The 21,096-nt window shown below is 41.7% G+C and carries 18 protein-coding genes; 7 read left to right on the forward strand and 11 right to left on the reverse strand.

Annotated features, from left to right (window positions below; all coding sequences use genetic code 11):
• Positions 1-234: 234 nt before the first annotated feature.
• From HWQ23_RS05940 to HWQ23_RS05960, 5 genes are all read right to left on the reverse strand, one after another.
• A complete protein-coding gene (locus HWQ23_RS05940; protein ID WP_292824923.1) occupies positions 235-2,409 on the reverse strand; it encodes a GumC family protein in 2,175 nt (724 codons plus the stop codon).
• Positions 2,410-2,680: 271 nt separating this feature from the next.
• Positions 2,681-4,018, reverse strand: coding sequence for a polysaccharide biosynthesis/export family protein (locus HWQ23_RS05945; RefSeq protein ID WP_375466529.1), 1,338 nt, complete (start codon positions 4,016-4,018; stop codon positions 2,681-2,683).
• A 263-nt stretch (positions 4,019-4,281) separates the two neighbouring features.
• The gene (locus HWQ23_RS05950) at positions 4,282-5,004 is read right to left on the reverse strand and encodes a cyanoexosortase B system-associated protein (RefSeq protein WP_292824930.1); all 723 of its coding nucleotides are present in this window, start codon (positions 5,002-5,004) and stop codon (positions 4,282-4,284) included.
• 325 nt (positions 5,005-5,329) lie between these two features.
• Positions 5,330-6,223, reverse strand: coding sequence for a cyanoexosortase B (gene crtB / locus HWQ23_RS05955; RefSeq protein ID WP_292824935.1), 894 nt, complete (start codon positions 6,221-6,223; stop codon positions 5,330-5,332).
• 135 nt (positions 6,224-6,358) lie between these two features.
• On the reverse strand, positions 6,359-7,543 hold the full coding sequence (locus HWQ23_RS05960) for a DegT/DnrJ/EryC1/StrS family aminotransferase (protein ID WP_292825281.1): 1,185 nt from the start codon (positions 7,541-7,543) through the stop codon (positions 6,359-6,361).
• A 562-nt stretch (positions 7,544-8,105) separates the two neighbouring features.
• Here HWQ23_RS05960 and HWQ23_RS05965 point away from each other — a divergent pair.
• Both HWQ23_RS05965 and HWQ23_RS05970 read left to right on the forward strand, forming a co-directional pair.
• Entirely contained in the window at positions 8,106-9,659 is a 1,554-nt protein-coding gene (locus HWQ23_RS05965) for a GAF domain-containing sensor histidine kinase (protein WP_292825284.1), read from the forward strand.
• A 283-nt stretch (positions 9,660-9,942) separates the two neighbouring features.
• Positions 9,943-11,361, forward strand: coding sequence for an IctB family putative bicarbonate transporter (locus HWQ23_RS05970; protein ID WP_292824938.1), 1,419 nt, complete (start codon positions 9,943-9,945; stop codon positions 11,359-11,361).
• Positions 11,362-11,431: 70 nt separating this feature from the next.
• Here the strand turns inward: HWQ23_RS05970 and HWQ23_RS05975 are convergent, their stop codons facing one another.
• Both HWQ23_RS05975 and smpB read right to left on the reverse strand, forming a co-directional pair.
• Positions 11,432-11,725, reverse strand: coding sequence for a WGxxGxxG family protein (locus tag HWQ23_RS05975; protein ID WP_292824941.1), 294 nt, complete (start codon positions 11,723-11,725; stop codon positions 11,432-11,434).
• Between the two features lie 180 nt (positions 11,726-11,905).
• The gene (gene smpB, locus HWQ23_RS05980; RefSeq protein ID WP_100900463.1) at positions 11,906-12,373 is read right to left on the reverse strand and encodes an SsrA-binding protein SmpB; all 468 of its coding nucleotides are present in this window, start codon (positions 12,371-12,373) and stop codon (positions 11,906-11,908) included.
• A gap of 1,266 nt (positions 12,374-13,639) precedes the next feature.
• Here smpB and HWQ23_RS05985 point away from each other — a divergent pair.
• The 5 genes from HWQ23_RS05985 (at position 13,640) to HWQ23_RS06005 (ending at position 18,022) form a co-directional block, all read left to right on the forward strand.
• Positions 13,640-14,497: a PFE-CTERM domain-containing protein gene (locus tag HWQ23_RS05985; RefSeq protein WP_292824945.1), complete on the forward strand. Its 858-nt coding sequence runs from the start codon at positions 13,640-13,642 to the stop codon at positions 14,495-14,497.
• On the forward strand, positions 14,494-15,342 hold the full coding sequence (crtA, locus tag HWQ23_RS05990) for a cyanoexosortase A (RefSeq protein WP_292824948.1): 849 nt from the start codon (positions 14,494-14,496) through the stop codon (positions 15,340-15,342). Before HWQ23_RS05985 ends, crtA begins: the two co-directional genes overlap by 4 nt.
• Positions 15,339-16,055, forward strand: a complete 717-nt coding sequence (locus tag HWQ23_RS05995; protein WP_292824951.1) for a cyanoexosortase A system-associated protein — start codon at positions 15,339-15,341, stop codon at positions 16,053-16,055. The genes crtA and HWQ23_RS05995 overlap by 4 nt, the downstream gene beginning before the upstream one ends.
• A gap of 37 nt (positions 16,056-16,092) precedes the next feature.
• Positions 16,093-16,779, forward strand: a complete 687-nt coding sequence (hpsJ-A, locus tag HWQ23_RS06000; protein ID WP_292824954.1) for an HpsJ-like protein, cyanoexosortase A-associated — start codon at positions 16,093-16,095, stop codon at positions 16,777-16,779.
• Between the two features lie 559 nt (positions 16,780-17,338).
• Positions 17,339-18,022 (forward strand): response regulator transcription factor, encoded by a 684-nt coding sequence (locus HWQ23_RS06005; RefSeq protein ID WP_292824957.1) that lies wholly within the window; start codon positions 17,339-17,341, stop codon positions 18,020-18,022.
• A 38-nt stretch (positions 18,023-18,060) separates the two neighbouring features.
• Here the strand turns inward: HWQ23_RS06005 and HWQ23_RS06010 are convergent, their stop codons facing one another.
• The 4 genes from HWQ23_RS06010 to murB form a co-directional block, all read right to left on the reverse strand.
• On the reverse strand, positions 18,061-18,702 hold the full coding sequence (locus tag HWQ23_RS06010; protein WP_292825287.1) for an RNA-guided endonuclease TnpB family protein: 642 nt from the start codon (positions 18,700-18,702) through the stop codon (positions 18,061-18,063).
• Positions 18,703-18,809: 107 nt separating this feature from the next.
• Positions 18,810-19,295 (reverse strand): low molecular weight protein-tyrosine-phosphatase, encoded by a 486-nt coding sequence (locus tag HWQ23_RS06015; RefSeq protein WP_292825290.1) that lies wholly within the window; start codon positions 19,293-19,295, stop codon positions 18,810-18,812.
• A 123-nt stretch (positions 19,296-19,418) separates the two neighbouring features.
• Entirely contained in the window at positions 19,419-19,766 is a 348-nt protein-coding gene (locus HWQ23_RS06020; protein ID WP_292824960.1) for a YbaB/EbfC family nucleoid-associated protein, read from the reverse strand.
• Between the two features lie 264 nt (positions 19,767-20,030).
• The gene (gene murB / locus HWQ23_RS06025) at positions 20,031-21,032 is read right to left on the reverse strand and encodes a UDP-N-acetylmuramate dehydrogenase (RefSeq protein WP_292824963.1); all 1,002 of its coding nucleotides are present in this window, start codon (positions 21,030-21,032) and stop codon (positions 20,031-20,033) included.
• Between the last annotated feature and the right edge of the window lie 64 nt (positions 21,033-21,096).

Here is a 21,096-nt window from a genome sequence, read left to right on the forward strand (position 1 = left end):
GTTTTTACTGCTGAATTATTTTAATCTACGCTTAATTTAACAATGTATCAATTAATTTATCCTAAGTTTGGCTAATCCAGATGTTTTTTTCTCGCTCGTGAGAAATCCGGGTCTTAGCGCCTGGCTCACCGCGTTGTCTCCTCTTGGCGTTGAAATTTCCACCCTCAATTCGCTAAGGTTTTACCCAAAGCTGTACAAGCAATTCCAACTTGGCAATTCACTATTTGGAAACTATTAGTTTTTGCTGGCACCTGCTGAAAGTTCTTCTGATTCTTGTGCCTCAGATGTAAATCTTGATGATTGTTCAACTTGTTCAGGTAGAGAAACAATAATATCAGCGCCATTGATAATTGTTCCTAATAACCCCAGTTCCGATTCAACCAATTGATCAATAGCCTCATTTAGCATGTTCTCTTCTGTAAAATGTGGTCGCGCCACTAGTACGATCCCATCGCTGTAGGGTTGGATTAACAAAGGGTCATTGGATATGCTCAGAGGACTAGTGTCTAAAATAATTAAATCAAAACGTTCGCGGACATCTTCGATCAGCCGCCGCATTTCGCTAGATTCAAGAATAGCAGCTGATTGCCGCACAGGGCCAGGGCTGGGAAGAATGTATAAATTTTCCACATCAGGAACTAAACGAATACATTCACTTAAGTTAGCGTAATAACGCAAGGGTTCAATAGTGGCGTAGGGGTCAGGAATTACTTTCAGGGATGTACAACGGGAAGGCGATCGCAAATCTGTTTCGATAATCAAGGTTCTTTTACCAGCACGGGCTGAAGCTATACCCAAGTTATATGCACTTGCCGTTTTCCCCTCTAGTCTACTGGTGCTAGTAATCAACACCACCTTTAAGTTTTTACCACCAATCCGGCGCAGATTACTACGGAATTTCTCATAAAATTCTAAATAAGGAGAATCGGCAGAAAGTAGCACAGGCACAGCTTCAAGATCCAAATCATCAACTGGCATTAAAGGCAATTCTCCCAACAGTGCCACTTCCCGTTGCTTGAGGCTATCGCGGATATCTTCCCTGGTTTTGAAAGTACTTTCCATCGCTCCCAACAAAAATATCACCCCGCCACCAATCAACACACCTAAGAAACCACCCACAGCAAGTGTAATAGGCACACTCTTAGGAGGTTTGAGATCGGCAACGACTGTGGGGCGTCTGGCAATGCTGAGGCTGCTAGTAGTTTCTGCCTCTGCGGTTTTAGCATCGGTTAGCTTCGCCTGCATTTGGTCATAGATGGCTTTTTTGAGTATAACCTCCTGTTCTAAACGCGATCGCTCTAATTGCTTATTCGGTATCAGAGAATACTCTCGCCGGAGTCGCGCTTCTTGTTGAATTTCTTGGGCTAGTTGTTGTTGCAGCGTCTCCCCTTGGGTTTGCAACGTCACCATTTGGTTTGCCAGCTGCTGACGTGCTGGATCTAAGCTACTTTGGGCGCGAATACCTGCAATCCTACCCGGAAGCGGAGCCGCCGTACCTTCACCGCCTAACACCTCACCTGCACGTTGTTGCAGCAATTCCTCAGCAGCTTCTTTCTGACGCTGCAACTGAACCATCGTTGGATGTTCCGGTCGCAAATCTTTTTTGAGTACGGCGATTTGCGACTCACTTTGATAAATTTGCGTTCGCAAGCTACCAATAATTGGATCGGCACTCAAAGCAGAAGAAGTATAAGCCTGTCCGACTGTCAAGCCTAACTTATTTTGTAAACTGCGAACTTGACCATCAACCCCAGAAATAGTTAATTGAATTTGCCGTTGCAGATTTTGGCTGGCAGTAATGGCGCTTAACAAGCTGCCATTCTCTGCTGCCAATATTGCTGTTCGCTCTATGCGATCGTACTGTTCCAACTTCTTTTCAGCAATTTGCAATTCCCGTTTAGCTTGTGGTGTGCGATCGTTAATCTTTTGAATAATTGCCTGTAATCGCCCAGTATTGAGATCGCTGCTCAACTTGATCATTGCTTGCATCAATTCCGCCAAGACCTGTATAGCTCGTTTGGCGTCAGTATCTACATATTTCAAATCCAAGATACTAGATTCATATTCTCCAGTCCTGGGGTTTTTTTTAGGTAAAGTAAGGGCAATACTGCTAGCGAGCTTTTTCGGTTGGACACCAGCTTTTTCTGCCACTCCTGCAATTATCTGGTTTGATAGTAAAGCTTCCTCATTCAGTTCCTTTCCTTGCTGTTGGATTTGAGTACCAGTTGTAGAGAAAGAAACTGGTGGGCCACTATAGGTAAGTGCAGCAGATCCTATATAACTAGTAGGTGGCTCTGGTTGCATAGCCACCACAGTTGACCCTGCTATAACTAAAGCAAAACTAGCTAGTCCAATCCACTTGTACTTCTCAAAAGCAATAAGATAGCGCTTAACAATTGGTGGGGTCATGGTCGCTTCGCTCCAATTCAAAATTCAAAATGACGCTCTTTACAAGACGCGCTCTCTACGCGGACTCGCTAACGCCGGGCTAACAAAATTCAAAATTAGGAAGCACCAAACTAAAGATAGTGGCTTTGATACAAGAACGCTCTCAACTTCCTACTGTATTTATCGGTTGATATCTTTAATATTTTTCCATTAATCAATTCAAACAGAAATTCGAGATGTACCTTTCTCCTACTCACAACTATTTCCAGATTGTATCCTTATTTTATAATTACTAATTTGATCCATTGCCACCGACGTTTCTAAAAAATTGGAGAAAGGATTGGACATTGAAGAAGGGTTGGGTAATCGTAGTCAGTAAGTTAGTAATCTTACCGATGAGGTTCCGACCAACAACAATAACATCATTATCTTGAAGCGACACATTTTGAGATGCATCACCGCCTAGAGCTTTTTTAGCATCAAGTTTCTGGGTAACAGCTTTACCTTGTTCAGAATCAAAGCGAACCAGAGCGATATCCCGGAGGTTAGCAGCGTCGAGATTTACTCCTCCCAAAGCATCTACAAATGTACTGCCGTTAGGCAACGCTTGAGTGGAAAGACCTCCCCCAGCGTAGTTTAAAACTCGGACTCTAATCTGTGGTGTAGCTAAGGATGAACGTGCTACTAAATTGCGGTCATAAGCATCATCATTACCGACTTCACGACGCGGCACGAGTATTGCATCTCCATCTTGTAAGCGTAAATTAGGGATTGAACCGCCATTTTGCAATGCTGCATATAAGTCAATAGTTTGTGAAATCACCGAACCATCGATTAACTTCCGGCGTACTTGCACTTGTCGTAGGTCTGCATTCAACGTTGAACCACCAGATATTAGCAGGGCATCAGCAACGCGGGGTGTTGATGAATTAATCGGATAAATTCCTGGTTTAAATATTTCCCCGCTAATGGTAACTTGAACTGGTCGTGTCCCTGCCAAGGATACTACCACGATTGGATCTGGTAAAACGCGACTCAAACCCAAGCGAATTTTTTCTTGAGCTTCTTCCAAGGTTAAACCTTGTAATGACACGGTTCCCACTTGCGGCACCACAATATTACCTTCTGGACTAATTACAGCTTGAAAACTGATGTCTTGACGCTGCGTTGCTAAGGCTAAAACTATTACTGGGTCAACGACATAACGATTTAAACCCAAGCGGATTTTTTCTTGAGCTTCTTGCAAAGTTAAACCTTGTAAGGAAACTGTTCCTAGTAACGGCACCACAATGTTACCTTCTGGGTTGATTAAAGCTTGAAAGCTCAAATCTGGAAAGCGCTGAACCGAAACGCTAATTCCATCTCCTATTCCTAATCGGTATGGCCCAGGAGGACGCTGAAGCACAACGCCAATTGCATCTCCTGGCCCCAAGAGGTAACGGCTGAGTTGGGGGGAAATTTCGTCATTTGCACCTGGAGGCACAACCTCAGTACCTGGCAGAGGCGAGGGGGGTTGCCCTGGTGATTGTCCTTGAGATGGAAAAGGCAGGGCAACGACAAGTTGGATAGGTGTTGTTAAGAAAACTCCTACTTGAAGACTGACAAAACACAGGGCGCTGAATCCACGCATATAATAACTGGAATCCATGAACATCGGTGCAGGAAATACTGATATAGAAATTAGTCGCGCGGAATGGTTATTTTACTCTATCAATGTCCTAAATATGTCTTTTATCTGCAAGTATTTACCAAGAAGAACAGGAGAGTTTACCAAAATTTTATTTCTAACTTCATAATTAATATTGTTAACATCTTTTAGCTCAGTTTCAGCCTGAAGGCAATTTATTGAGATCCTGTTGATGAATCTCTGCACAAAGCTATCTATAACAGACTCTACAAAGGGCCTGCCATCAATACTGCTTGCACTGTTTCCCCAATAGACTGGGCTAAAGACCAAGATGTTTCTACCTGCCCCAAAGGTTCCATTGGAATCAGAATACTGACGGCTACCCAAGGAGTGCGTTGCTTGTGCCACTGTGCCAATTGATCCGCCAAGAACCAGTGTAAAGGTGATGGATTTCCACCGTCTGGCATAGCGTACCATTGCAAGACAGCGAAGGTTTGCTGTGGTGTGGAGGCGCGAAAGAACCTAGCTTCTACTTTGGTTTCGACATTAGAAGTCAACTTTGCAGGCGGTTTGACAGTAAATTCAGCAGAGCGAGATTGAGCTATATCCCACTTTCCCCAGCGTGACCTTCCCCAGCCGTTAACCTCTGTCCACTCTACCTCTGGTTGATCCATAGGCCCATTTTGCGGCAGCAAAAGCAGGATTGCCTGGGATTGGGAACCTTCTTTTTTAATTACCTGCAAAGACCATTTATGTTCGCCAATTTCCTGTTCTGCTTGTTCAGTCGTTTGCCAACCAGGAAGAGTTAACCCAGTGTTGCGGATCTGTTTTAATTCCTTGAGGGTAGTAACAGGTGGCGGTTGTTTCCATTGCCAGTGTCCTGTCAGGTATCCGGGAACCCCTCCTATTGCTAGCAGCAGTAGTAATAACAAAAGTGCTGCTATCTGACTCAATTGGTTTTCCTTGAAAAACTTGGAGAAGGAAATCATCAGTAAAAATTGTAATACTTAGGCAAAATTTTACTTTATAAAATCACACTATGAGTTCAGTAATATTTATGACTAACGGATCAGCGACGAAAAATTAAGGGAGTGGGGAGTGGGGAGTGGGGAAGGTGGGGTCCCCTCTGGGGATAAGGGGTAATGGGGAGTTAGGAGTTAGGAGTTAGGAGTTAGGAGTTGTTTATTGGAAAGAATTCAGTCCCAATACCCAATGCTCAATGCCCAACACTTCTCTACGAGAGGCTGCGCCAACGACTTCTCTACGAGACGCTCTGCGCGTTCGCTCAGTACAAGTGCCCAATGCCCAGTGATTCTAACTTTCTCCTTCTTGGTGTGTTTCTAGAGATGCTGAAAAATAGCTATTAATCCAATTCAGTAAGGGCACTAATGACACCAGCATACAAGCAGAGTAGAGATCACCACCCCAACCCTCATGCAGCCATTTAAAAGCCGCTTCTTGACCTGTGCCGTGAAAGAAAGTCAGTAAAGTATTACGGATGATATTGGCAGTAGTACTAACGATCGCAGCAATACATAAAAATGATATAGTTGTGCGACGTGAAGACAAAGCATCTGTCCAATAAAGCAGCATCAAGCCTACGTAGAGAGTAGTAAACAACATTTTCAGCCCTGCACAATAGGGGGCAACTTCCACAATCCGTCCTCCCACGTAGAGATTTGTCTCATACACGGTTACTTCCATACCAAATTGATTCAGTATGAAGCCTGCTGTGCCAGCAATGAAGCTTTGGAGAGGGAAGGTATAGGGAGCAATCAGATAGGGTACTGCTGTTGGGGTTGCCAAAAATACTAGTAGCAGGGGGAATCCTTGCGATCGCAAACCTGATATTCCCTTAAACCACAAGCATAATCCTGCCAGTATAACGGGCAAGGAAAGGTTAACCCACTCTGTAACACCGCTAAGATAAAACACTGCCCCTAATAACAAGAAAACAGCGCCCAAAGGATGGCTGGTGTCTGGCAAACGTTTCCATTTTTTCCGGTTCATCCAGCCCAGATAAGCAGCAAATGGTAAACCGATAATCCCGTGGCTGAAATATTCGTGTTCTGTACTGATATTTTTGTTTAGCCAACCATCCAACCAGTGCAGCAATATTGGAGCATAAAGCAGCAGCAAAACGCCTAAAATAGCTAGATTTAATAAGCCTGATGCGTCTCTGTTTTTAATCTGTTGCTGGAGTGCCATGATTTTAGGTAATTCAAAAACTTAGGTCATTTGTCATTTGTCATTTGTCATTTGTGATTAGCAAAGAATAAAGAACAAATGACACTGTTAACAAAAAAATGTGTAATTTAGACGCACATTAGGTATGAATTTATTTCAGACTACCACGCTGCTAAGGTCAGCAGGAGAGGGTTCATCTGTTTTATAACTCGTTGAGACTGCATGAGCGATCGCTGCTACAACTTCTTTGATTTGACTACTGCTCAAACCAGGATACATCGGTAATGATAATATCTGCTTTGACAGTTTTTCGGCTTGGGGAAAATCTCCAAGCTGATAGCCTAAGTTGGTGAATGCTGGCTGGAGATGACAAGGAATTGGGTAGTGAATGCCAGTTTGAATTCCCACTGCTGTGAGTTTTCCCTCAAGTTGCTGGCGCCCTATTGGGCAAGAATCATCAACTTTAATTACATAAAGATGATAAACGTGTCCTGTACCGCTTTGATTTTCCATCGGAATAATCCCAGCAGTTGCTAAGGGCGCTAGTTCACTATCATACTGCTGGGCAATAGCCAAGCGATCGCGATTCCATTCTGGCAAATATGGTAGTTTCTTGTGCAAGATTGCTGCTTGCAAAGTATCCAAGCGGCTATTCGTACCTGCTTCAGTATGAAAATACTTTTGCGATGCCCCATAATTTCGCAAGCGCCTCATCTTCTGAGCTACATCTGAATCTCGTGTGAGTAACATTCCTCCATCCCCAAATGCGCCCAAATTTTTGCTGGGATAGAAACTAAAAGCTGCTGCTATTCCGACTGAACCAGCGTGATATCCATCTCTTTGGGCGAGGTGTGCTTGTGCCGCATCTTCAAAAATTAGTAGTTTGTAGGTATCGGCAAAGTTCAATAACTGGCGTGGTGATACCATTTGACCATAGAGATGCACAGGGATAATTGCTTTGGTATGAGGCGTAATTGCCTTTGCTGCGGACTCTAAATCAATTAAAGCTGTTTGGCGATCGCAATCTACCAGAATTGGCTTGGCACCAGCGCGTAGCACCCCAATTAAGGTTGCTACAAATGTGTTTGCTGGTAAAATTACTTCATCACCAGCACCAATATTACACGCTTGCAATCCCAGAGCGATCGCATCTGTTCCTGATGCCACACCAACTCCATATTCTGCCCCAGACACTGCCGCAAATGCTGCTTCAAAATCTGAGAGTGCTTGCCCTAAAATAAAATCTCCCCGTTCCAATACAGATTGGATTGCATCTTGTAATTGCGTTTGAATTGGTTCGTGTTGTAACTTCAAGTCTACAAAAGGAACTCTAATAGTCATTTTATTCATTACCAGTTGTCCTCAAAAAGAGATTTACAAAGTATGCAAAAAAGAGAAAAGCCTGCACAATTTTCAGCGTTAAATTGTAATAGGTTCAATCTATCCGATCAAGAGTTATATAAACTATCTAGGATTGTCAGCGATCGGTCTAGCTGCCATCAGCAAAATTAGCTCTAAAGTTTACATAACTATACTAATTCTAAGTAAATTTACGCTGAATATGTCCAGAGGATTTTCCCTTCTGTACATAAAGAATGACAGACTTTTAGTCTTGTATCCTTAGCATTAGCTTACCCTGACTGAATCAAAATCTAACGCAGCCTGATGGCAAAATCTCAAGCAAGAGAAACTACACTCATGCTAAATAGAGAACATTCAGCACCAGTAAATACTAAGTGGTAAAGAGCGCGTTGCCGACTGAATCGAAGGGGTAAAAAATTTTTGTCCCAAACTTGTTTGTCAGAGGCAAAATTAGGGAATGCTTAAAGATAGGAATTGATAACCTAGAAATTAGGACTTGTATCAATTACAGGATCGAGAAATTATTAAGGTAGCAGTGGCAATGTTAGAGCCTGAAAACAAATTATTTGCCCTAAAGGATGGTTGGGATTCTCCTGAATCAAGAGAACAACAACGCCTCAAAGCTTTGTCAGATTTAGGTTTGCGGCAACCAGAAACGATTCCGGTTTTTGAAGAAGCCACGCAGACTGCTGCCCACTTTTTGGAAGCACCAATTTCCATATTGGGATTTGTGGATCAAGAACGCCACTGGTTTAAGTCGGCGGTGGGTTTATCTAGGCTGGGACTAATGAATCATTTGGCACAAAGCCGCCAACTGTCACGCCGGGAATCCTTTTGTACTCAGGTAGTAGAGAGTTTTCAAGTATTTGTAATTAATGATACACATAAGCTTACAGATCCAGTCCTTGCTAGCAGCAAGTTGGTGCAGGATTATGGTATTCGTGCTTACTTAGGAGCGCCACTGATTGATGCTGAGGGACATTGTTTGGGTGCATTGGCGGTGATGGATTTGATGCCGCGCAATTTTACACCGCGAGACATTGAATTTTTACAAATCATCGCCCGTTGGAGCATGAGTGAATTTGAGCGTAACCGACTCCTGCAAGGGAAACTCAAATCAAGGACTCCGGCGATCGCTCCTCTATTTTCACTCAATGAGGAACGTAACGCTGAGATTAAAATCACCCCACCCACTAAAGATAGCCAATCTGTTTCTACCAAGCAAGTGAAACTGGAACTTTTGGGTCAGCTAACTCAGGAGTTACGTACACCCTTAACATCTGTACTCGGTATGGCTAGTGTTTTAGGACGTGAGATTTATGGCCCTTTGACGAGTAAGCAGAGAGAATATTTGGAAATTATCCAACACAGTGGTCGGTACTTACTTTCCCTAGTAAACGAAATTACCGAACTAGGAGCTACGGATGAAAACTCCACTGTGCTGAATGTAGTTCCTGTGGATATCGAAATGCTGTGTCAACAAGCTATCAATACCCTAGAAGAAGTGGCTAATCGCCGCGAGCAAGATATTCGCCTCTCTATAGAACCGGGACGCAATCGCATTTTACCTTTAGATAAAGAGAAGGTGCGGCAAATGCTCTATCACCTGGTTTTCAGTGTGATTCAACTTGCGGCTACAGGTAGCATTGTTCGCATTCATGTCTCTTACAAGGAAGATACGCTCAACATTACTATTTGGGTTTCCCATCCTTGGCTAGGGGACGGCATAACTGAGGTTGATCCGTATTTCCGTCTTAATTCTTTATCGCTGCTGGAGCTAACAGGTGAGGTAGCAACTTACAATAGTCATGCAGAAAGCCAAGAGCAAGCAGATATTTCATCAGTAACAGTGAACAATTCAAAAAATTTGAGTGATTCCCACTCCAAATCCTTTGCTGCTAGTTCAGGTATAAATTTAGCTAAATCACATGGAAGTCTTTCTCGTGAAAGCTTGGGTCTATTACTAAGTTGTCAACTGGCAGAGTTGCATAGTGGACAAATTTTGATTCAAGGTTCGCCAGAATCAGGATATCGTTATGTGCTTTCTTTGCCACTGCAACTGACGACTCCCTCACAACTAATTAGCGATGTTTGATCACAATATATAAAGAACAGGTGACAGTTGATAGTCTATGGTAACTGGGAAGTAGGGATTGGGAAAAAGGTAATTTCCATCTATTTGTTGTGTACTAAGTACTTGAAGGGCTATCTTAACTTAGTATTGGCTAAAGTGGTTTCGGATTAAAGTAGTGGCTGATGGCTAGGAATAAGGGTGGATTACAGGATGTGCAATCTCTGTTATTACCTTTTTATAGCCATAGGCATTATGATCAATTCCAAGTTCTGCGTCGGCAGACTAATTGATCGCAATGTTTTTTATGAATTTAGTCTGGCAACGATTTACTTTATCATCTTTACCGCTCAAAGAATATCTTGCTACCAGTTACGTACATCGTTCTCTGGTCGGACTGTTAAGTTCTTGGCGGCAAACCAGCATCTTACTCCAGTGGGGAGATGCGATCGCAGCTGCTTTACTCAGCTTAATATATGCCCTTGCACCTTTTGCTTCGAGTACATTGGTGGGCTTGTTGCTGGTGGCTTGTGTGGGATTTTGGCTGTTGTTGACTTTATCTGATCAAGTCACACCAGCAAATGTCTCGTCAGTCACTCCCATTCACCTGCTGGTATTGCTTTACTGGGGAATTGCCGCAGTCGCAACAGCATTATCACCAGTGAAAAAGGCGGCGCTTAACGACTTGGGAACGTTGACCTTGTATTTGCTACTATTTGCCCTTTGTGCCAGGGTATTGAGGTCGCCTCGCCTCCGGTCTTGGATTATCATCCTTTACCTGCACGTATCGTTAATTGTCAGTGTATATGGATTGCGGCAATGGTTTTTTGGAGCCACAGCACTGGCAACTTGGGTTGATCCAGAATCTCCGATGTCTAAGACTACAAGAGTCTACAGTTATTTAGGTAATCCCAACTTATTGGCTGGATACCTTTTACCAGCAGTAATTTTTAGCCTAGTGGCAATTTTTGCATGGCAAAGCTGGCCTAAAAAAGCCTTAGCATTAACGATGTTGATTGTCAATACTTCTTGTCTGATCCTAACTTTTAGCCGTGGCGGTTGGATTGGACTAGTGGTGGCATTTTTGGCTGTGATGGCCTTGCTAGTTTATTGGAAAAGCGTGGAAATGCCTCGTTTTTGGCGTACTTGGTCGCTACCGATTGTCTTGGGAGGTTTGATTGGAGTATTACTGCTAGCAGTGATATTTGTAGAGCCAGTCCGCCTGCGGGTGTTGAGCATTTTTGCTAACCGTCAAGATAGCAGTAATAATTTTCGCCGAAATGTGTGGGATGCTGTTTTTCAGATGATTCGCGATCGCCCGATTTTCGGCATTGGCCCCGGCCACGGCTCTTTTAATAAAGTTTATCCCCTCTACCAACACCCTCGTTACACTGCTTTGAGTGCCTATTCAATTTTATTTGAAGTGACTGTAGAAACTGGCTTTGTTGGTTTAGCCTGCTTTCTCTGGCTGATAATTGTCACATTTAATACGGCATTTTTGCAAGTGCGACGATTGCGAAAATTGAGAAGTGTAGAGGGATTTTGGTTAATTGGAGCGATCGCTATTTTGTTGGGTATGCTAGCTCACGGCACCGTAGATACTGTTTGGTATCGTCCTGAAGTCAATACCCTCTGGTGGCTTATCGTTGCCTTAATTGCCAGCTACTGGACACCTTTAGCTCAAAACCAGACAAATTCATCTAACTCAGAACCAGCACTCAACTAAGATCAATAAGTTGTCAGTTGTTTTTCTACTGAACAACTGACAACTGACAAATGAGTGAATTTTGAATCGTCTAGTCTTTATAGGTGCTGGTACCTGGGGCGTTAGGGTCGCGATAAGCGGTCGGTTCCTGATCACGCTTTTTGCCTGTCAAACCAGCTAGACCAGCTAGACCAATTAATCCTAGCCAACCCCAATCAAAACCGTTGCGATCATCGGAAGTGGAAGTGGAAGTGGTCGTTCTTGGAGCAGTAGTGGCTCCGGGGTCAGCAGTCGTCTGAGCTTGTGCGGATAGAGTTAAGGGTAAAATTCCCATACTCAAGCTGAGAACGCCAGCGCCAACAGTTGTAATGAAATTACTTTTCATAAGTTGTGACAATTCTTTATGCCATCCGAAGTTACTCACTACTATATCGAGTTTCAACGTTAGCAAAATCAATCTATGGCTATAAACTAGGCATTCTCAGAACTCATGCTGTGGATATACAACATGCTTTTGGCAGCAATCCGCTTCTCACTCTCGTATGTAGTTTCGCTACACTAACCCTTAATAGTTTTTCATTGCCCGTTGAATGTCACGCTGGTCTTGGCGTCGTTTCAGGTCTTCTCGCTTATCGTGGAGCTTTTTACCTTTGCCAAGGGCTATACTCACTTTTACCCAGCCGCGTTTGAGATACATTTTCAAAGGGATTAAAGTTAAACCCTGCTGTTCTACTGTGCCAATTAGCTTGCGGAGTTCTTTGCGATGCAACAGCAGCTTGCGTGTACGCCGTGGTTCATGATTAAAATATTGTCCACTAGCGTTATAAGGCGAGATATGCACATTGATCAACCATGCTTCACCATTGCGAAGCAAAGCATAGCCATCTTGGAGATTGACTTTACCCGCACGAATTGACTTCACCTCGGTTCCTGTCAACTCAATTCCAGCTTCGTAAGTTTCTAGAATTTCATACAAATAACGGGCTTGGCGGTTGTCGCTAATAACTTTGTAACTGTCGCTCTTGTCGCTCATTGATAATTTTGTGTGCTTTAAATGTACCTAAAAAATTATTTCGATTGCCTTGTGAATTATAGGCTGTATCTTATAACCGCTATAAATGCTGAACTGTATATCACTAATTTAACTTTTCTAAGTTCGTAATTAAAACTTTTCTGGCAACTTTAAGTTAGCTGACACCAATAATAAGCGTGTCCAATGGTTTTGATTATCTAAGAATCAAGTAGCAATAGATACCATTGTTGATTGCAGCTAGCTGGCCTTGATTTTAATTTCCTTAGTTAATTTAGCAATATCATAGCGTAGGCGTAGCCAGCCGTAGGCATCGCTGCTGCAATGTCTTTTAACTCAAATCAACGTCCTCTTAGCTGCTAATATAACCATTTGTTATCTCTATTTACAAGAGAAGGCAGTTATTGCTGAGGGCAGTTCGAGCTTGCAGAAAGAAATATAAATTTAGGAATTACGCATCATACATATGTACTATACGAAATTTGGGCTTTTGAGGCATATTTAACACCCAACACAGTCAATATGTGATCAAATCATGGTTGTATTCAGCGCCTGAAACGTTGATTTTGCGTAATACAGATTATGGTTAATTTGTACAGTGCATAAGCCCTAAAATTATCCAATCTTTTCGGACTACCCCACAAGAAGTAAGTTAAGTAGTCGAAAAATTAATTACACAATGTCATTGTGATCGTCACGTACTACTACGGAGAAGCAATGATTGTAAATATTTTTGTCCAGCTACTTAGTTGAATATTTTTTTATTTGGAAGTCCCTAACCGTGTTTTATTACTCTGATCAGATAAAAAATAAACCAAAATAATTGTCCCAAATGCAACCCCTCTGTTACCCGGATTTAGTCGAGTTAACTTACAAATACACCTCTTTACAATCACTTCTTGAGAAGTTAACATTGTGTCGTTCGTTTAAAGAGAAGTTCAAGATCAGTTTTCTCTCATCTGTTTGAGGGTAAACAGATGGATGTTTGAGTTTTTGCGTCAAACCATAGACTGCAACTATGGAATCGTCTGTGAAGTTTATCTTACCTAAGGCTGGTTTAGATTGATTCTGGGTGATTCATTCATAAGCTAATTTTATGATTAATCCCAGGTAATCAGCTTTTGTGCAGCCTCCAAAAAACGGGATCGTAAACTAATATTTTTGAGTGTAGGCGTAGCCAAGCTAGACATCGCAGAACTCTTTGGTCTACTGACAATGAGATTTAATCTGTTTTCAGATTGCCGTAATTATCTACATACATATATCATCATGAGAAACAAATTAGTTGTTTTTAGCGTTGGATTGACCATGCTACTGACAGGGAACCGCAGTATGGCTGGAGTAATTACTCTTTATGATGGCGCATCAGGTGTCACGCCCAATCAATATAATCCACCATCCCCGTGGCTAAATTTTGGCTCTCCCAATGGTGGAACACAAAGTGTTAGTAGTGGGTTAACAAATTTAGATAGCAGTTCTAGCAACAATATATATGCTGGCTATAGCAACTATAATGTCGCTAACCCGCCAGTTTCTTCTTCTGTCATTACCCCTACTACCCTGGTTAACTCATCATTTCCTTCTCTAGATCGAAATGCCGATTATAACCTGAATTTTACTGTGAGGATTAACTCTCAAGTCAACGATGGAACTAATGGCTCTTTTCGTGCTGGCTTCAGCGTCATAGCTCTCAGTAGTGACAAAAAAGGAATAGAAATAGGTTTTAGAAATAATGATATTTTTACTCAGGTTAACTCCTCTTTTAATTCTATTTCCACTGCTGAACAAAAAACTGGCGTTTCCAGTTTGCTATCAAGCCTCACTGCTTATAATTTAAACATTTCTGGTAACAACTATACGTTAACTAATGGTGCGACTACTCTCTTGAGTGGTTTGCTACGCGACTACACCACAGCTACTGGATTTGGAAATGATGTTTATAGAACTTCTAACTTTCTTTTTTTCGGAGATGATACTACGTCTGCACGAGCTAACATCGACCTTCAATCTATAACTCTTACCACTAACACTGCTGGCGTACCCTACGAATTTTCACCCACTGTTGGTATTTTGGCATTAGCGGCTGTGAGTACTATAAATCATTTGTTGAAAAATAAAAAGTCATGAAAATATCTGGCTTTGATATTATAGAACAGCTAAAAAAATCAAACTTTTGGCTATCTGCGATCGCACTTGGTTTAACAATCATTCAACTCGATTTAAATTGGAAATTTATTGGTAGTATTGATGCTTTAACTCTCAGAGGTTTATTTTTGACAGCTATACTATATTTAATTTGGAAAAAAAAGCATAACCTTAATCTAAGAAGCGATTTATTTTCTACTTTAATTGGCTTACTCTTAATTAGCTTTATCTTAATCAAAAGTCTATCGTTGTTCTGGTTTGAATCTTTTTTTCTCAAAATATTTGCTTTATTTTCATTTTTAGGGCTGGCTTTAATAGCATCAGGAATTAAAGGATTAAAGCAATACTGGCAAGAATTTATAATTTTGGTTATGTCCTTATCTGATGGATTACTCATATCGTTAGTTGCAGCCAAGGTAGATGTTAGTTTATTAGCTGCTAAGGTTTCAAACTTTGTGCTTTGGTATCTAGGTTTTGCCGTATATCGTCAAGGCGTGAACGTCATTCTTCCCACAGGAGGCATCGAGATATATCCTGGTTGTTCTGGCTTAAATGCCATATTATTATTGTTACAATTATCACTGGTTTTTATTCTAGTATTTCCTATTAATATATTTCAGAAAATTATGTTACCAATTTTGGCTGTATCCCTAGCATTTATTATTAACATTTTCCGATTAGTATTGATGACATTGCTAGTGGCATCCAATCATCAAGGATTTGAATACTGGCATGGAGAATCTGGAAGTCAAATATTTTCTACAATTTCGATTTTAGCTTTCGGGTTTGTCTGCCATTGGATACTAAGAGAAAACAAACCAGCATGATTAAATTTTCTCAATGGAAAAAAGAAATGAGATTTTGGGTAAATATCCGAATCTCATTGCTGGCTATCACTTGTATTGGGGTTTTTTTTACCTTAGGCAAGTTAATATTTGATGCTGATGCTGCTAGCCATAAAGTTAGCAACTTTGTATTTCCACCCAATGTATTATTAACAGACGGGAAAATCTTAGAAAGTCAATTATTAATTGATAAAGTGGTACAAGAATCAAGAAAATATGATGCTGTCATTGCTGGTAGGCGCTATCAATATCGTTATAACAGCATTCCTCTGGATATAGAGATGCGTTATGTGGTAGGTACATCAGGGAACGTCGAAGGACTAATAAAAAATAATACGACTATAAATTTGCCTCCTGGTAAGGTATTTAAAACAGTACGCCAGCAGCTAGGGATAGGATATTATGGCTTGTTTACCTATCAAAATAAGGCTTATCTAAGTAGCTGTATAAATCCCCAAGGTGATAGTACAGTGACTACAGAACAATTTCTTCACAATAGGCAGATTTACAATATTCGCTTCAATCGTTTTTTCCCTTGGTTACTTGGCAAACAAAGCTTTTTAGATAGACGTTGTTTATGGGCACATTTATCCATTCCTGTAAATAATGCTGACTCTCAAAGTGCCTATCAATTCTTGGAAAAAGCTTGGCTATCTTGTTATCGTTGGTGGAGTCCTCGCTTTCCTAAACATTAAATTTCAACAAACATAACTAGTTAAGTATGAATAAATTATGAATAAATTAGGAAAAGATTACTGGTCTTCTATTTTTAATTTGCGCTTCATTGGTTACATATTATTAATATTGTCTTTTATTGATGTTGTCAATATTTTTATTCCCTTTCAGTTTACTAATGCTGTCTGGGAATTTCAAATGATTGGAGCGCTAGTAGAACATGCACCTTTACCTTTAATAGGATCAATACTTGTATTTTTTGGAGAAATAAATTATCGCAGAGAAATAGAAATATATCTATTAAATTTTATTTCATGGGCTGCTCTATTAGCTGGCATTTTATTTTTATTGCTGTTGCCTTTAGGAATTAATAATACCTTCCGTATCGATCATCAAAATCGGGTGCAAATTACAAATCATTCATCACAACAAATTACCCAAATCCAACAAATTAAGAAAGTGTTGAATAAGGCGACAACAAACCAAGATATCAATCAAATCATAAAATCTTTAAACCCCCAAGAGAATACGCCAAAGTTTAAAAATCCTCAAGAGGTGAAAAGTCAACTTTTATTAGAAATTGGGCAATTAGAAAAAAACACTAATAATCAATCTCAAGTAGTACAAAATAATACACACAAAGAACTCATTAGAAATTCTATAAAATGGAATTTAGGTGCTTTAATTTGTTCATTTGCTTTTATTTCGATTTGGCGTGTTACACACTGGGCACGTTCATCGTAGTCATGTACCTATTTATGGTGGCTGCACATTAGGGATTGGAAGGGGGACAAGGCAGACAAGAGAGTTGGTATCGGGAGTCTAAGTACACAATGAAAAGAAATTCGTGGCGACGAATTGAGGATTGAAATTTAAACGCATAGGCGCTTCTCTACGAGACGCTACGCGAACGCCTTCCCCCAGGTAGGAGCGCAAAGTTTGTTTGATTTCATTCGCTACAAACTTAGGCAAAGCTGTACTTAGCTTTTGGAAAATTATTGATTAACTTAATAAAAATTCACAGTATAGTGATATAATGAACATTTAGTCTGCCTGTATTGATGAGTTGTTCAAAATTACAAAGCTCTCTATGTCTCCCAAGCAGAGGGAGTCAAAGGTGAGTTAGACTTCTTTAACTAAACCTAAAGATTTAAGATTTTCTTTATAAATTAGCCTTGAGGCATTTATTAGCTGGTCATCCTGTCATAGTATGAAACATAACAAGACTATTCTTACCTGTGTTCATTGATGGAGCGCGTAAAAGCAAATTTTTGATTTCAAAAATGCTAGGGGTGTATTGTCCATGCCCTTGACGATTCTTATAGTGGATGATGATTTGGGCACTCGTCTGTCTGTTAGCGACTATCTTGAACTGTCTGGCTACTCGGTGATCACGGCTAATGACGGTCAAGAGGCTTTGGTTATGGTGGATGAGTATCATCCTGATTTGATTGTCACGGATATTGTCATGCCACAAATGAATGGCTATGAACTAGTGCGCCGGGTGCGTCAACAACCAGTGTTTCGTTTATTGCCTGTAATTTTATTAACAGCACGCACTAAGACCCAGGAAAGAATTCTGGGCTACCAGTCAGGGTGCGATTTATACTTACCCAAGCCTTTTGAACTCGAAGAGTTAGCAGCAGCAATCCGCAATCTTTTGGAGCGATCGCAAATCATTCAATCGGAGTATCGGTTTTCTCATAAAGAGAGTTTGGGCATTTCCGCCTCGACAAAAGCAGTGGATGCCCATAATTCTTTGTCCACTCAAATTCAGAAATCTCACTTGCACTCACCCCTAACTCATAGAGAACAGGAAGTCTTAGAGTTATTGACTCATGGTCTTTCTAATGCCGAAATGGGTCATCAGCTACACCTGAGTCCTCGAACAGTGGAAAAGTACGTTAGCAGTTTATTGAGAAAAACCTCAACCAGCAACCGAGCCGAATTAGTGCGTTTTGCGATTAAGCATGGTCTGGTGGATTGACATCCTCCTCGGCGTAAACGCACGAGGATTCCTAAACCTCACGATTTAGGTTTCTGCTTCTTTCCCTTACGAGAGTTTTGCAACTGCCCAATAGACTTATGCCCATCAGGTCTTACGTTCGCTCCACAGACTAAGACCGCAAGCCCTGCGGCGAGAATATTTTGTGCGGCATTAATGTCTCGGTCGTGGTGAGTTCCACATTCTGGGCAATCCCAATCCCGAACATTAAGCGGCAATTTATCTACAGCATGACCACAGTTTCCACAGCGTTTAGAACTGGGGAACCAACGGTCAATTTTAACCAGCGTTCGACCGTACCACGCTGCTTTGTACTCCAACTGACGAATCAACTCAGCCCAACTGGCATCAGCAATCGCAATCGCGAATTTATGGTTCTTGATCATGTTGCAACAAGCCAAATCCTCGACAGCAATCGTTTGGTTTTCGCGTACCAATCGAGTCGTCAGCTTGTGAAGGAAATCTTTTCGAGCGTCGGCAATAGCTGCTTGAATCCGGGCAACCTCACGTCTGGCTTTTTCTCTATTGTTGGAACCTTTGACTCTACGGCTCAAGGTTTTTTGAACTTGTCGCAGCTTAAGCCTAAGACGCTTGAAATGCTTGGGATTGGCAATCTTCTCCCCGTCGCTGGTAGCAATTAAGGAGGAGATTCCCGCATCAATCCCTACAACAAAAAAAGTGAGGAGTTAAAAGTCAAGAGTGAGGAGTTAAGAAGAGAAAAGGTAACTCCTAACTCCTAACTCATACTCATAACTCATAACTCATAACTTTAGCTTATTGGTTGTTGACTGGTAACGTATGTGAGCAGACCTTCACAAGCATCGATCAGTAAATCAATAACCTGATTAAACCCCTCTTGACCACCGTAATAGGGATCTGGAACTTCCTTCAGGGTGTGTCGAGAGCAAAACTCGGACATCAAACGCACTTTTTGCTGATATTGCTTAGTTTGATCAAGAGTGAGGATGTTCTGATAATTTTCTTGATCCATCGCCAAAATCAAATCAAAGTCTTGAAAGTCTGACTTTTGAAACTGACGTGCTCGACCACGCAGTTTAATTCCCAACTTTGTAGCAGCCGCAGCACTCATGCGTCTGTCAGGTGGGCTACCAATGTGATAACTAGATGTACCAGCAGAGTCACAGAGGATGCCATGGCTGAAGCCAGCCTGCTCAATTAGATGATTCATGATGTTTTCTGCCGATGGCGATCGGCAGATGTTACCTAAGCAGACAAACAGCAACTTGTAAGGCATAGATATTTTTTGTCCTTTGTCAATAGTCATTTGTCACTTGTCCTTCGACCAATGACCAAGCGCAAAGTCTGAGCGGAGGTTTCCTCCGCTCAGAACTTTGTAAGAATGACCAATGACTCTTGACTAAAATCCAGGAAGTTCCAGTCCACTGGTTAATTCTTCCATACGTTCCCGCATTGTTGCAGTGGACTTGGTATAGGCTTCTTTCATTGCCACTGTCACGAGATCGGAAAGCACTTCTGCACCTTCCCCGAAAGCCTCTGGAGAAATTTCCACCCGCTTGGGTTCTTGGTTCCCACTGACTATCACCTTCACCAGACCACCGCCAGATTCTCCTTGAATCTCCATTTGCTCCAATTCTTCTTGAAGTCGCTTTGCGCCTTCTTGAACTTGCTGCGCTTTCTTAAAAGCTTCAGCCAGTTCCTTCATTTTCCCTAAGCCAAAGCCGAATCCTTGTCCTTTTCCTGTCATAATTATTTGTACGCGTGTGCGTTGAATAACAAATCAAATTCAATTATAGATGCGGTAAGTAATTTGCCTCTTTTTTTACCAATAATAAATGCATTCTTGAATAGGGAGTAGGGAATTGGCCAAACAGGGCATTGGGCAAAACAGTTCCTCTTTTTTGAGTTCCGATTCCTGAATAAAGAAGTAAGATTCTCCACTCAGCACGGTCTAAACCCTAGCTATCCGCTAACAGTACTTCTTTACTCAGCACTACTACTCCCCCACTCACTACCCACAAGCAGCTTGAAACTCTCCGAGCATTTTGACTTCTGGCTCTAAATTAATAGACCAACGTTCTTGTACCTGATGTTGGATATGGCGAATCAGACAGAAGATGTCACTAGCTTTTGCACCACCACGGTTAACGATAAAATTAGCATGGAGTAGTGCTACTTGTGCCCCACCAATTTGGTAGCCTTTCAGCCCAGTTTGTTCAATTAACCAGCCAGCAGTATAAGGTTTGGGATTGCGGAACACACTGCCACAACTGGGAAAGTTGTATGGTTGGGTACTCAACCGATGCTTTTTGTGTTGTTTGGTGATCGCCACAACTTTTGCTGGGTCGGCACCTGGCGCAAGTTGTAAGGTGGCTTGGGTGACTATGCGATCGCCACCTTGCAATAATGAAGTCCGGTAGCTATAACCTAACTGTTCCGGGGTGAGAGTTTCCAGTGTACCGTCGGGTGAAAGTACCTGGGCACTAACTAACATATCTGCGATACAGCTATTGTGTGCCCCGGCATTCATCACCACGGCACCTCCTGCTGTTCCAGGGATGCCAACAGCCCACTCCAATCCTTGCCAACCTAATTCTGCTGCTGCCCATGCCAAGCTGGGAATTGATTCTCCCGCAGCAACGGTTAATTGACCTGTATCTGGGTCAAAGTTGCTGAACCGCAGATGACGAGTCGCAATGACTAAACCTGTTATACCGCGATCGCTCACCAGCAAGTTAGAACCGGCTCCCAGTGTTGTCACCTTTAAATCACGTTCTTTTGCGTATTTAAGACTTGCTTGCAGTGCTTCTAAGTTTCGGGGGGCAACGTACAAATCAGCTGCTCCCCCAACTCTATAGGAAGTAAACGCTGACAAGCAAGCCTGGGGCTTGATCGCACAATCAGTATTGGGTAAGCAAATTACTTCACTCTCCACCGGATTAGTTGTTTGGTGTTTCTTTGTATTCAAAGCAGAAGCTGTGCAGACGTTTCCAGCTGCCTGGGAAATTGTCATTTTTACTTTATATTGGTAAAATTTTTACATTTATTTACCGCAAAGATACGGTAATAGAGTTAAA

The sequence above is a fragment of the Nostoc sp. JL33 genome (assembly GCF_017114985.1).
Classification (GTDB): domain Bacteria; phylum Cyanobacteriota; class Cyanobacteriia; order Cyanobacteriales; family Nostocaceae; genus Nostoc.